Consider the following 13,131-nt stretch of genomic DNA (forward strand, 5'->3'; position numbering starts at 1 on the left):
CCCAACAGGAGAGGAACAATTTCGCGACATCGATCCAGCGACGATATACAGGGTCTGCTCCTGCACACTGCCATAGGCGCAGTCATGGGTTTCGCGATCCTTCATCCGGCGACGACACTTGTCTACTGGTACGAATTCGGCGCTTCGAACACTGCTGCCCAAAGCAACGCGCTCGCTTTTCTGCTTGACCGCCTGTCTTCGGCATTCGCGTTCGAAATGCTAACGATGAGCGCTGTGTATGTGGCGTTGGGCGCTGCGATTGGGCTCGGATTTGGTATTTATCACAGCCGCCTTTTGGATGAACGCTCGAAAGTTCGTTTCCTCGAACGCGAGCTCGAAGAAGAACTACCCTTGCTCATTGCCCGGGGCGAAGGAGAGCATGTCGAGTTCAAGTCGTCTATGCGTTGGGACAGACGCGAAGAGCGCGTAAACCGGCGCCTGCAGCAGGTTGTCGTGAAGACGATAGCGGGTTTTCTCAACCATGAAGGTGGCACGCTTTTGATCGGCGTGGAAGATGACGGGACTGTTGCGGGAATTGAAGCGGATATGCGAACGCTCAAGCACGCGAACCAGGATGGATTCGAACGACTTTTGATGGACACTGCAAGAGACGCCCTGGGCGGGGATGCTTGTGCCCTGGTCCATAGTCGTTTTCATGGGCTTGGCGGGCTGACCGTTTGCAGGGTGATCGTCGAGAAAAGCGTGCATCCGGTCTACTACACCGAAGGGGGTGTCGCTCATCTCATGCTGCGCACCGGAAACAGTACCCGGGAGCTGGATGTTCGCGAAGCTCAGGCGCACCTTCAACGAAGAGAAGCCGGGCCGATGTGACTATAACCCGGTCGCACGCAGGTGCCTGGAGTTTCACAGAATCTTTTTTGAGGGGTGAAGCCCTGCCGAACGTACGGTTCGGCAATGATGTTTCTCGGACGGGAGGACATCCATAGGGGGATGTATTGCAAGACCATGGTCACCATCGAACGGGCAATACCGCCGGATCCATAACGCTGCTGGGCGGTATCGCGATGGGAACCGGCGTCATGATCGGCGCAGGAATATTCGCGCTTACGGGACAGATCGCCGAGCTTGCCGGCCCGCTTTTTCCACTTTCGTTCATCGCCGGTGCCCTCGTTACATCGCTTGCGGCCTATAGTTACATCAAGATGTCGAACCGCTGGCCATCCTCGGGCGGTATCGCGATGATCCTGCAAAAAGCCTATGGTCCAGGCGTAGTGGCAGCCTCGGCATCGCTCTTGATGGCGCTCTCGATGGTCATCAATGAAAGCCTGGTTGCGCGTACTTTCGCCACCTATGCGCTTCGCCCGTTCGGTCTGGAAAGCACCGGCTGGCTCGTTTCCGCCGCCGCGCTCGCCCTTATCGTCTTTGCCTACCTCGTCAATGCCGCAGGAAACAAGTCGGTAAGCGGTTTCTCGGTAGTCATGTCGGCGATCAAGATCGGCGGTATCGCGCTGTTCGCTGTAGCCGCGATCTGGGCCAGCGGCATCAGTGGCGGCTCATTTACGCAGCCTGCCGCACTTACGAATTTCGAGGCGTTGCTCGCCTCCGTCGCCTTCTCGATCCTTGCCTTCAAGGGATTCACCACGATCACCAATAGCGGCGGTGAGATCGTGGATCCGCACAGGAATGTCGGACGTACGATTATCATCTCGATCGCCGTATGCATCGTGGTCTATCTGCTTGTCGCTGTGGCTGTCGGGTCAAGCCTCACGATCCCACAGATCGCCGAAGCACGCGACTACTCGCTCGCGGCGGCGGCGCGTCCGGCACTGGGGGAGCTGGGCTTCTATTTCACTGTTGCGATTGCAATTGCCGCGACCACGTCGGGCGTGATTGCAAGCGTTTTTGCCGTCTCACGGATGCTCACCATGCTGACCGAGATGAAGATGATCCCGCACAGTCATTTTGGCATGAGCGGCGGGATCCGCAGCCACATGCTGGTCTACACCGTGGTTATCGCAGGCACGCTTGCGGTTCTATTCGACCTGTCCCGGATCGCTTCGCTGGGGGCGTTTTTCTACCTGATTATGGACATGCTCGTTCACTGGGGCGTGTTTCGCCGTCTGCGCGGTGAAGTCGGCGCACGTGCATCGATCCTGCTCGCGGCACTCGCGGCCGATGCGGTCGTGCTGGTCGCATTTACCTGGGTGAAACTAAAGAGCGATCCGGCGGTCGTTGCCTACGCAGTGCTGGGGATTGCAGCCGTCTTTCTGGCCGAGTGGATCTACCTAGCGAAAAACGCAAACACGCCTCGCGATAGCAGCAAAAGCTCCGGGAAAGACACATGAGCACAATGGGCCTCTGGATCAGCATCAAGGTGTTCACATCATAGCCGCCTTACTCCTTGGTATCGTGTTGTTTTTGGTCGCCATTTACGCGCACCTTTCGATCCTGGGTGTCGGTCATTCTCTTGCGAGCGAGCGTCAGGATCTCTTGGCAAAGCTCACCATATCCCTCCTGGTGCTGTTTTCGCACCTGCTCGTCGCTGTCCTGTTTGCAGTAGGCTTCTGGTTGGGCGCCGAATGGGGTCTGGGGAGTTTCGACGAAACCTCCAGCATGAACTGGATGGACTATTTCTATTTCTCGCTGATCAATCTGACGACACTCGGACTGGGCGACATTTATCCAACTGATCACCTGCGGGTGATCGCAGGGATCGAAGCCCTGACCGGGTTCGCGCTTATCAGCTGCTCGGCGCAGCTTTTCTGGAAAATGATGAAGGAAGGAGAAGGTAAATGAGCCAAGATTCACATTCGGACAAGGGAGGGGGCGGCAATTACTGGCGCTTCATGGCGATGGTCTCGACCTCGACCGTCATCATGTTTTTCTTGATGTACACCAACAGCTTCGATGCCGACGACCTGTTCTGGAGCGAAACGCGTTTCTGGATGATGTTCGTCATGGGCGGCGCGATGATGATCGTGATGCTCCTTTTCATGTGGGGCATGTACAAGGACCGGACTAAGAACTTCATCATTCTGGGTGTCGGCGCGATCACCATGGCCCTGGCGCTGTGGCTGGTCCGCAGCCAGACGACGGTCGATGATACCGAATACATGGCCGCAATGATCCCGCACCACTCGATCGCCATCATGACCAGCGAGCGCGCCAGTCTGAAGGATCCCCGGGTGCGCGAACTCGCGCAGGCAATCATCGTCGCGCAGCGCCGTGAGATCGCTGAAATGAAATATCTGATCGATGATATCGAGGAGAACGGCCCAAGGACCGAAGAACGCCTGCCAGAGGAGATGCAACAATGAACAAGTTCGCATACATGACAGTGCTCGCGCTGCCGCTCGCCGCCTGCAATTCGAACACCGCACCTGGAAACGACCGTGAAGCGCAGCTGGACCCGCCTGCAACCGCGGCCCCGATCGAGAGCGCGGCCAGCGCTCTTGCCAATCTGAGTCCCGGCCTGATGCTTCCCGAGACGATGACCGATGCTGACCTTTCTGCGCTCGGCGCGGAAAATTCGTGCCAGTTCCGGCTGACCGAAGTGGCGTTCCCATCTTTCGTTTACGATGGCAACGGACGGGGCGCAATCAAGATTAACGGAAAGCTCATTCCGGTCACCGCGAGCGGTCCCGACAGCTATGCAAGCGGGGAGCTGCGTATCCAGATCCGCGTGCTAGACGACGAGGGCACTGCCGGACTGCAGATGCAGGAGCTGATCGTCGCGGCCCCAAGAGCCAAAGACGAGCTCGGATTCTGGGGCTACACGACCTGCAGCGGCGATCCCGCCTGACAAACGGATAGGCGGACACCGGTCACGTCCGGTGTCCGCTGTCCGGCAAGGACGTGCAGAAACTCATTCTAGTGCTGCACGGATTGGATCAATCAACTTCAAACCGCGGACATGAGCTCATGAGCATTTCGTCACCCATCGCCGTCTTCGGAGCCGGCGGCAAAGCCGGAACCGAAGTCTTGCACCGCGCCCGGCAGGGCGGGCTCGCAGTCCGCGCCTTCGAGCACAATCTACCCGAGCCAGGTGATCGCGTAGAAGGGGTGGAATACGTCCAGTGCGATGTGCTCAAGGATTCCTTCGCCGACCAGCTTCGGGGTTGCGGCGCAGTGATATCCGCGCTGGGGATCGGGTTCAGTCCCTCAACCGCCATAGATCCGCCACCTCTTTACACCGATGGCACGCGCCATCTTTTGGAGGCCATGCGAGAGACCGACATCACACGGATTGTCGTGATCTCGGCTGCGTTTGTCGTACACCAGCCGAGCATACCAGCATGGTTTGAGCTCACCGCGCGCTCCGCCCTGTTCAACATACTCGAACAGATGGGAGCCATGGAAGACATGCTCGAGCAGGAAGTCGGCCTCGATTGGACCTCCGCGCGCCCCGGCTGGCTGCTTGATGAACCCTATACGGGTGAAGCAATCATAACGGACGAGCGCTTGGCGGAACGTTGTTTCCGGTGCCGCCACGGCGACCTTGCTGAAAGCCTCATCGAATTCGTAGCCGAGGGAACCTGGCTGAAGGCGAAGCCCGCAATCGGCCGACCCGAAGCGGAGCGGTTTGAGGAGATGAGTGCCCTCAAAGTAGAACTCGAGTTGGATTGAACAGCCCACCAGTAACCGAAGCGCAATCGGCCAGAGGATCCCGGCTGTTGGCCATGCAACATGCAGTAGCATCCAAAAGTGACAAGGAGACAAACGCAGCCACCGCTTTTCCAAAGACTATTAATGCTCGCAAAAAGAAATTTACCGGCAAAAGGGAAAATATAATGGCCAGGAAGGTAGCAATTTTTGGCGCTGGTGTTGGCGGCCTGACAGCAGCTCATGAGTTTGTCCGGCGCGGATACGAGGTGTCGGTGTACGAACGCAACGACACCGCCGGTGGTTTTTTTCGCAGTACCCGCCGTGAAACCGACAACTTGCCGACCGAATATTCGTGGCATGGCTTTGGTCCTTGGTATCACAACACCTTCGACGTTCTTCGCCAGATACCCTTTGATGACGAGGCATCACTGTATGACCGCGTTCTGTCGAGGCCGATGGAATATGCGGTTGTCCCGAACAGGTTTAATGACGACCAGAAAATAGCCGCTTTCTTTGAAAAGCCGGGCGCATTTCGCATGTCGCTATCAGACAAGGTTTCTCTCGCCTGGGGCATCCTCAAGGCCTGGTCCGTTAACAAGCGGTCAAAACACCGGTATGCTCAGACGAATGCGGCAGCCTACTGGCAGCCACGCATGACCTTGACAGGTCATAAAACTTGGAAGGCTCTGTTCGGGCCGTGGATCGGTGCAGATTGGCCTTACGCGTCCCTGCACCATGTCGGTCTATTTTTCGGGCGCAACATCAGGTCGGGTCCTGCGCACAAGCATCCCGCCGATGAAAACGGCGCGGCCTGGGAACACCGATCGATGGGGGATGGTCGCTCCTCAAGGGGCCGAGCAATGAAGTGTGGTTCGACAATTGGGTCGAGCATCTGGAAGAAAGCGGCGTAGCGTTTCACTGGCGGGCACCCCTCGAAGCGCTTCAGTTTGATGGAGCGCGGATCACCGGCGCAAGCCTATCTTCAGGCAATGGAGTGCGTGCGGATATATACGTCTTGGCCAGCACTCCGTTCTCGTCTGCCGAAATCGTAGAGCGAACGCCCGCTTTGTTGGTTGACCCCCAGTTGGCGAAACTGAGGCCGCTAATCGAGGACGGCCCGCACACTCAGGTTTCCTTTCGTATCGCCTTCGCTGAACGCATGGCCTGGCCGCGCGAACGCACCGCGATCGCGCTGACTGATTCTCCCTTCAACATCACGCTGTTCGCAAATGAGCAATCGTGGCCTTCCCACATCGATCTAGGCGAGGAGGTGCAATCGCTCTGGACGTGTACCGCATGCGTTGCGACCGTTCCGGGAATAATCCACGGCAAGCCGCTTCGCAATTGTACCAAAAGCGAATTTATCGACGAAGTTCTCGCCCAGATACGCGCATCGGAAGTGCTGGACGGAATGATTCGAAGGACGAATGGCGGTCGCGGAATGGAGGAGTTTGCAATCCTCAAGACCGAAGTCTGGGACGAATGGGAATTCGACCCTTCCGGCATCAGGCCAGAGCAGCCCAAATGGGTGACCACCACGAACACCCGCGACCATCGGCCCTGTCAGGCGACATCGATACCAAACCTCGTCCTGGCGGGTGCCCATACGGACACCGAGGCGGATATCTGGAGCATCGAGGGAGCGGTCGAAAGCGGTCGCCGCGCGGCGAAAATCTTCGAGCCTGAAGTAGTCGTTAAGCCGCAGCACAAGCCTCTCGCGCTCAAGTTCACATCATGGATTGACGATGCATTTTTTGCCCTGCGGCTGCCACATGTGCTGTCGGTGATCGGAGCACTCGTCGGCGCTGTCCTCGTGATCGGTTTGTATGAGCTGATTGTGCGGAGTTGATTGTAAGCGGAACCCGGCTGCGAGGCATAGGTTCGAAAGATATGACTAAAACGCTCAGAGGAGAGCCACCATGGATCGCGTCAAGATTGACAATGACCTTTCAGTACTGAATTTTCCGCCTGAAGCGCACGACATGCAAAATCTTGCAGAGGCTGGCTTCAAGACTGTCGTCAATCTCAGACAGGCAGGCGAGCAAGGGGAAAAGCTGAGCCCGCAGACCGAAGCGGAAGAAGTGCGCGAAGCTGGCCTCGAATATCTTCACTATCCCGTCTCGCCGCCCGATCTGACGGCGGCGAAGGCGAAGGGTCTTGCAGTTCGGCTCGAACAGCTTCCCGGTCCCGTGGCCATTCACTGTGCAAGTGGCCGCCGGGCCAGCTTGATGGCGCTTGTATCGTGGGCGCATCAGCACAATTGCGGTGCATCCGCCGCTGCGGATCGCGGGCGGGAATCGGGCTTGGACATCAGCGAAGCCGAGCTATCGCCAATGCTCGTAGAAAGTGAGGCCCAAGCGTGATTTTCAGACAGCTTATCGAGCGGGAGTCCTCTACCTATACCTATCTGATCGGATGCGAGAACACGGGTGAGGCGGTTCTGCTCGACCCCGTCATCGAGACGTACGACAGGGATCTGAAAGCCGTCGCTGCATTGGGTCTCAACCTGTCCTTCACGCTCGACACGCATATCCACGCTGACCACATCACGGGTGCATGCCGACTGCGCAGTCTGACAGGGTGCAAGGTAGCTTACCCTGTCGATGACAATATCTCATGTGCGGATGTGGAAGTGAGCGAAGAGGCGCCCCTAGCGGTAGGCGACCTGACCATCCGCGCGCTGTTTACACCCGGCCACACTGACAAGCATCACTGCTATCTGATAGAGCAGGGCGGGCATAGGCAGATCTTCTCAGGTGACGCGCTGCTGATCGATGGCTGCGGCCGCACCGATTTCCAGAACGGCGATTCCGAAACCCTTTACAGGTCTGTCCGCGAAAAGCTGTTCGCCCTCCCGGAAGACACGCTGGTCTATCCAGCTCATGATTATTCTGGTCGCCGCGTTTCGACGATCATGCAGGAACGCACACGCAATCCCCGCTTGAATGACGATGTTTCGCTTGCCGAATTCCAGCAAATCATGGCCGATCTTGACCTGCCCTATCCCAAGAAGATCGACGTGGCCGTGCCTGCCAATCTGAAATGCGGAGATTGCGTCGAAGAAGCGGTTGAGCAATTGCATGAGCTCGGCGGGAAGTCGCCGCAGGGATAGGTTGGCCTGCCATAGATCGCACGAAAGCCTGCGCCGGTTATTGCGCGCTATCCGCGCGCACCCATCATTTGATCGAACTGGGAGACGATCACCAGAACCATGTCTGGATGGCAAATCGAACTGCTATGCTTCGGGATCGATGAGTTTTTCCAAATCCGTCGAAATCAAGATCGCCTTGGATCCGCTCGATAACGGAAACGCTTCCCCTCAAACCTTGCCAGGCAGCATCAGCCTGCATGACATGGCAGGCCGAAAAGCGTCTGGAACCATCGTTGCGCAATGGCCCATCGAATCTCTACGCTGGCTTCAGCTATCGCATCAAACGGAGCATACATGCGAGTGGCGTTCTCTCAGAGCATGAGACTACATAAATGCTTTCATAAGAGTTGGCTCGAACAAGCCCCAAGCGGCAGCGATGAAGGTCAACGCAGTTGCAACTAGGAGCATAATTATCTGAGGGTTCAAGAACCATTTATGTGCGGCTTGGGAATCGCAATGACATTTGCGCCGATATTTCCGTAGAAAAATGAGCCAACTAGCCGCCACCGCAATCATCGAAAGGGCGGTCATTGGCCAGTGAAGCGAGCCCAGAGGCGTCAAAATACTGCTCAAGCTCGCACTTAATCCGGCAGCGGCCAGCACCAACGGTAGAATGCAGCAAGAGCAAGCTGCCAAAACAGCAGCCGAACTGCTTATGACACTCACAAAGGCGGTCTTGCCTTCATTCAAAGGAAATGTCTCGACAGCATTAATCTGTTTAGCCATGGAACGACTAGTCGCCACGGGCGGCCCTTAACCACATGTGATCTTTAAATAGATCTGCCATAGTACTCTTTCGACCAGAGGCTTTCCAAGCAAGGGTTCTTCGTATTTCGCGAATGTGGCATAGCCTTCAACCAATTGAAGGTCGAGGTCAATTGCGTCCCAACTTTCTGGCAGCTCCTGAAGCCCGCATTACGCAGCCCTGGTGTCCTAGGTTGCTGGACACCGCAGTCCTTTGGCCAGCATAGCTGCGCCCAACACCCATTGTACCAGAAAGACGGAACCCCGCGCCCAGGGTTGGGTCAAGCGCGGGGTTCCTGAACGGCCCCGGGACACCTGCGACCCGCAGGGCTCGGGGGGAGACGGGGCCGCCATTCTATTAACGAGGAGCAATCCGGCCGGGAACGGATTTGGTTGTTCGCTGCACCTGAGCGTTCACGTTTTTTGCAAATCCATAATTCGAACGGATAGATCCACTCGTAGATGTGGCGACGCACGCAAAACTTAGCATGAGCATGCTGCATTCTCGCCAACACTCAATCGCCGGTCACCTGCTCGCTCAATCAGTCGAGCGGTTCTGGGATCACGCGCAAATACGGTTTCTTTTCGTCCCAGCCAGCAGGGTATTTTGCTTTCGCATCCTCGTCCGACAAGGAAGGCGGGATGATCACGTCATCACCTTTTTGCCAATTGACCGGCGTCGCGACGCCCTTGCGTTCGGTGAGCTGAACCGAATCCAGCAGCCGGAGCACTTCATCGAAATTCCGCCCGCTGCTCATCGGATAAAGCAGCATGGCACGAATTTTCTTGTCTGGGTCGATGATATAGACAGCGCGGACGGTGGCATTGTCGGCTGCGGTTCGCCCCTCCGCATTGCCCGTTTCGTCGGCCGGCAGCATATTATAAAGCTTGGCGACCTGAAGGTCGCTGTCGCCGACCACGGGATAGTCGACCTTATTTCCGCTCACCTCCTCGATATCGGGAAGCCAATCGCGATTATCCTGGCTGCTGTCGACCGACAGGCCGATAATCTTAGTGCCGCGTTTGGCAAATTCCTCGCCGAGCCCGGCCATGTAACCAAGCTCGGTCGTGCAAACCGGTGTAAATGCCTTGGGATGGGAAAAGAGGATTGCCCAGCTGTCACCCATCCAATGATGGAAGTGAATGCTGCCTTGTGTGGTCTGAGCTGTGAAGTCGGGGGCTGTCGAGCCAATTGAAAGGGTCATGTAGATACTCCTATTTATCTTGTGGGAACTCAGGGCTCATTACTAGCGATGCTCTGAGAAGAATGCGGGTCCGACCTCGTCTTCATCCTGTTCCTCAAAGATGGGCACCAGATCCGCTTTGCTCGGGTCAACCGGTCATACGACAAACCGATCCCAGCCAGCATAATGCTCACCGCTACGCTTGCCTTGAGGCAGGCTCAGTCCGATCAAGAGCAGGCCGGCCACAACCGACGCCACCGTTCCGGCAGACGACGCCCCCGCAAGGAGGAATGGCGCCGCGACAAGCCAGGCACCGAATGCAGCATTGATGAAGCGGAGGGCGCGCGCGACTTCCGCAGTCGCGATGATTGCCACCGTAATCACCAAAGCACCCACCACGTGATCGCTGTTAGCCATCGCGCCCTCGCTGCCAAGCGTGATCCTTGTCAGCATCAGCCAGGCTCCCAGAGCCGTGCTGGCCATCAGGGTCCAGGGGAAGGTCACGCCGCGCACCGTGTTGTTCCAGATCGAGCGCGCATCGGTCATATAGTCGGTATCGTCGATTTCGCCGTGTGACACTGCGCCGCCCTTGAAGAAGGTTCGGATAAGCGGTTTGCCTTCCTTTTTCGACCAGTAGAGATACTGTCCCATGGCGATGACCTCATCGAGCGAGAACGGGATCATGATGAGCATCGCAAGGGCAGCGATCAGAGCCGGCGTACTCCACGTTCCGATCATGATCGGCTGAATGATCACGAAGTAGATACTGACCACGCCCAGCGGAATGACCAGAATGCCGAAAAAGGTGACCATCCACGGCATCGTGCGCCAGCGCGCGCGGGTTCCCATGACCGCCATCAGGATTTCGAGCACATAGCTGACCGCGCCAAGCCCGGCATCCGGGATCGGCCAGGCCTTGGATACATCCGAAGTGATGATTTCCTCGGTCCCGTTCTTGGGATCGGCGAGCGATCCGGAAAAAAACGGTTCCCACGCCACATCGATATGGCCAAGCTGGTAGGAGGTGAGCATGCGCGATATCAACAGGCCGATAATGCCCATCGCAACAATCGGGAATCGCTGGGCATCTGTCGAGGGACTGTAGGTCCACCCGGGCGGGATGGACTTCTTGTCCATCATCCCTTCCATGCTCATGCCGGGCATCATTGGCACCAGCACCGAAAATGCGATCGCCAGTGTACCGACAAGCAGATTGGTCAGATATTGGGCCGCGCTCGGACTCCAGAAGAACAAGGGCGCGAAAAGCAGCCAGATGCCGATGAAGGCTGTCGCCCACTGTCCGAACCAGGCGGTGCGCTTCGAAAGCGACATCGCGCCGAAGATCATCAATACGATCCCGCTCAGCATATCGCTTAGGGCAAGAGCGTTGGCCCGCCATTCGATCGATGGCAAACCCCGCTCCAGAGTGACCGCTACGACCGACGCACGGGCAGTATCGGCGGATACGACGTCATAGACACCCGGACTTGCAGCGAGCCACAGGCCGAGCCCGATGACAGCAAACTGCGTCCAGCGGGTACCACGCTGGGGGCCGTCCATGTCGTGCATGTCGCCGTCCATCTGGTGCCCATCATGAGCCATATCGGTGTCATGCGATTGGGGCCGCGCCGGTTCGGTCTTCCCTGCATCCGAACTCTTTGGATGCCAAGCCACGCGGGACGTGTTCAGCTTATTCGTTTCGTACCAGTCCTGCGGGTCGGCTTTCAACGCGTCGATGATGGTCGGAAGCGTGTCGCGGAGCGAATGTTCTGGCTCCCACCCCAACAGGTTCCGGGCACGGGAGATATCAAGGATGTAGTGAGCATTGGCATCATCGACCATCCATTGCTTGATGAATCCGTCATGGCCAAGGACTTCTTCCTCGATCCACGTGCCCAGTTTCGCCACGCTCTTTGGAATGCGCACTGTCGTCCATTCCTCGCCGTGGATCCGGCAATGGACGATGTCCTGAATCTCGGCGTAGCCCAGCGTTTCGGGCTCGCCGACAAGTATCGGCGTCTCGCCCTCGAGGTCAGCGCGACGCGCGATAGTCTGCTCGACCGCCTTGGTCAGATCTTCAAGATGCAGTGCCGACTGCGCAGCGCACAACATGCCCGGATACAGATGCGCCGACACGCGGTGCTCATACACGCCGGCAATCTGCTCGGCGAGAAAGGCGGAATGCCCCTCGTCGTCGTAGACCCCGGCAAACCGCAGGAATACAACCGGAATGTCGCCACGGTTCTCGCGCAGTACCTGTTCCGCATCGGCTTTCGACTGGGGGTAAGGCCAGGTTGGTCCGAGCGGGCTCGATTCGTCGATACGTACGCCCGGCAGCGGTTTGGGCTCGTGTACAAGCATTGAGCTTGCATAGATGAACTGTTCGATGTCGAAGGCCTGCAGCGCCGTGATCAGTCGGCGTGAACCCTCAACGTTGACCTTCTCGTAGAGAGGATTGGGCTCGCCGGTGATATCGAAATAGGCGGCCAGATGGATACAGGCAGCAAGCTCGTTTCCGAAATCGCCCCTGACCTTTTCGAGGGCAGCAGCCACGGACGCGTCATCGCCGAGATCCATGGAATAGGAGGCTGTGAGATCGGGATTGTCCTCGACGGGAGACCGGTCGAGACCAATGACGCGATATGCGCTGCCAAGGCGCTGCGTCAGCGCGCGGCCAATATATCCGTTCGCGCCAGTAATCAGAACGATACGCCTGTCCATGGGAGTGCCCTCGATTTAATAGCCGGAAGATGTTCCACTTCCGTACGAAGCAGACGGCAGCCGCCCCCTTTCAAAGAGCGGCTGCTGTATATCGTCGCCCTAACAACAGCCGGAGGATTTCCCATCTGCGCGTGATTGGGAAACTTCCTGCACGAGCTCGGCCGTCTTTGCATCGTTACCGGTACGGGCGACATCGGCTTGCGAAACCATGCCGCAGCATTTCCCGTCATCGTCGATAACCGGGACACGGCGAACCTGGTTTTTTTCCATGGACGCCAGACAGTCTTCCAGAGAGGTATCGGGGGTAACGCTCACGACCGACCGGGTCATCACGTCTCCGACGCGTGTCTCCGCCGACATTCCCTCGCCCACAGCCCGGCAACACACGTCGCGATCGGTGATCACACCGACAAGACCACCATCATCGTCGACGACCGGAATTTGCCCACAATCATTGTCGACCATGAGCCTGGCAGCGTCCTGAAGGCTTTGGTCTTCCTTGCAGCATGCCGGATCGCTAGTCATTATTTCGCTGGTTTTCATCTGTTTCTCCAAAGGTTTGGCGTTCCGTTCGATGGGAAGCCGCATCCGCCTAAGGAACTTTGGGAGACGTGACCGCCGCATCGAATCGTCGGGTTCTGCAAACCTAGTGCTTACCATCGTTGGAAGGTCAAGGCCGGCTTGCGAGATTCCATTCTTCCAACAATTCGTCGCCAGGTCGGTTTCCACCCCCAAGGCTGAAAAGACTAAGCATGGGTTTGTTTC

Annotated in this window: 14 protein-coding genes; 10 read left to right on the forward strand and 4 right to left on the reverse strand. The window is 57.4% G+C overall.

What is annotated here, in order from left to right; all coding sequences use genetic code 11:
• The first annotated feature begins 84 nt into the window (after positions 1-84).
• The 10 genes from ACIGGE_RS02055 to ACIGGE_RS02100 all read left to right on the forward strand — a co-directional run bounded on the left by ACIGGE_RS02055 (position 85) and on the right by ACIGGE_RS02100 (position 7,678).
• Complete coding sequence (locus tag ACIGGE_RS02055; protein WP_253520330.1) at positions 85-831, forward strand: helix-turn-helix domain-containing protein; 747 nt, start codon at positions 85-87, stop codon at positions 829-831.
• Between the two features lie 125 nt (positions 832-956).
• Positions 957-2,306, forward strand: a complete 1,350-nt coding sequence (locus tag ACIGGE_RS02060) for an APC family permease (RefSeq protein ID WP_290845720.1) — start codon at positions 957-959, stop codon at positions 2,304-2,306.
• A gap of 64 nt (positions 2,307-2,370) precedes the next feature.
• Positions 2,371-2,757 carry a potassium channel family protein gene (locus ACIGGE_RS02065; RefSeq protein WP_253520332.1) on the forward strand — a complete coding sequence of 129 codons (387 nt, stop codon included), beginning with the start codon at positions 2,371-2,373 and terminating at the stop codon, positions 2,755-2,757.
• Positions 2,758-2,813: 56 nt separating this feature from the next.
• Positions 2,814-3,278: a DUF305 domain-containing protein gene (locus ACIGGE_RS02070; protein WP_397489915.1), complete on the forward strand. Its 465-nt coding sequence runs from the start codon at positions 2,814-2,816 to the stop codon at positions 3,276-3,278.
• On the forward strand, positions 3,275-3,763 hold the full coding sequence (locus ACIGGE_RS02075; protein WP_253520336.1) for a DUF6692 family protein: 489 nt from the start codon (positions 3,275-3,277) through the stop codon (positions 3,761-3,763). Before ACIGGE_RS02070 ends, ACIGGE_RS02075 begins: the two co-directional genes overlap by 4 nt.
• Positions 3,764-3,882: 119 nt before the next feature.
• Positions 3,883-4,587, forward strand: a complete 705-nt coding sequence (locus ACIGGE_RS02080) for an NAD(P)-dependent oxidoreductase (RefSeq protein WP_253520338.1) — start codon at positions 3,883-3,885, stop codon at positions 4,585-4,587.
• A gap of 53 nt (positions 4,588-4,640) precedes the next feature.
• On the forward strand, positions 4,641-5,477 hold the full coding sequence (locus ACIGGE_RS02085; RefSeq protein ID WP_397489916.1) for an NAD(P)-binding protein: 837 nt from the start codon (positions 4,641-4,643) through the stop codon (positions 5,475-5,477).
• Positions 5,432-6,415 (forward strand): FAD-dependent oxidoreductase, encoded by a 984-nt coding sequence (locus ACIGGE_RS02090; protein ID WP_397489291.1) that lies wholly within the window; start codon positions 5,432-5,434, stop codon positions 6,413-6,415. Before ACIGGE_RS02085 ends, ACIGGE_RS02090 begins: the two co-directional genes overlap by 46 nt.
• Positions 6,416-6,485: 70 nt before the next feature.
• Complete coding sequence (locus ACIGGE_RS02095) at positions 6,486-6,929, forward strand: beta-lactamase hydrolase domain-containing protein (RefSeq protein ID WP_253520341.1); 444 nt, start codon at positions 6,486-6,488, stop codon at positions 6,927-6,929.
• Complete coding sequence (locus ACIGGE_RS02100; RefSeq protein ID WP_253520343.1) at positions 6,926-7,678, forward strand: MBL fold metallo-hydrolase; 753 nt, start codon at positions 6,926-6,928, stop codon at positions 7,676-7,678. Before ACIGGE_RS02095 ends, ACIGGE_RS02100 begins: the two co-directional genes overlap by 4 nt.
• A 363-nt stretch (positions 7,679-8,041) precedes the next feature.
• Here ACIGGE_RS02100 and ACIGGE_RS02105 read toward each other — a convergent pair whose 3' ends face one another.
• The 4 genes from ACIGGE_RS02105 to ACIGGE_RS02120 form a co-directional block, all read right to left on the reverse strand.
• Positions 8,042-8,443, reverse strand: a complete 402-nt coding sequence (locus ACIGGE_RS02105) for a hypothetical protein (protein WP_253520346.1) — start codon at positions 8,441-8,443, stop codon at positions 8,042-8,044.
• 560 nt (positions 8,444-9,003) lie between these two features.
• Positions 9,004-9,666 (reverse strand): peroxiredoxin, encoded by a 663-nt coding sequence (locus tag ACIGGE_RS02110; protein WP_185884339.1) that lies wholly within the window; start codon positions 9,664-9,666, stop codon positions 9,004-9,006.
• 135 nt (positions 9,667-9,801) lie between these two features.
• Positions 9,802-12,366: an NAD-dependent epimerase/dehydratase family protein gene (locus ACIGGE_RS02115; protein WP_253520348.1), complete on the reverse strand. Its 2,565-nt coding sequence runs from the start codon at positions 12,364-12,366 to the stop codon at positions 9,802-9,804.
• 99 nt (positions 12,367-12,465) lie between these two features.
• Positions 12,466-12,909 carry a CBS domain-containing protein gene (locus ACIGGE_RS02120; protein ID WP_253520350.1) on the reverse strand — a complete coding sequence of 148 codons (444 nt, stop codon included), beginning with the start codon at positions 12,907-12,909 and terminating at the stop codon, positions 12,466-12,468.
• Positions 12,910-13,131 lie beyond the last annotated feature (222 nt).

The organism is Qipengyuania sp. NPDC077410, assembly GCF_044543405.1.
GTDB lineage: Bacteria > Pseudomonadota > Alphaproteobacteria > Sphingomonadales > Sphingomonadaceae > Qipengyuania > Qipengyuania pacifica.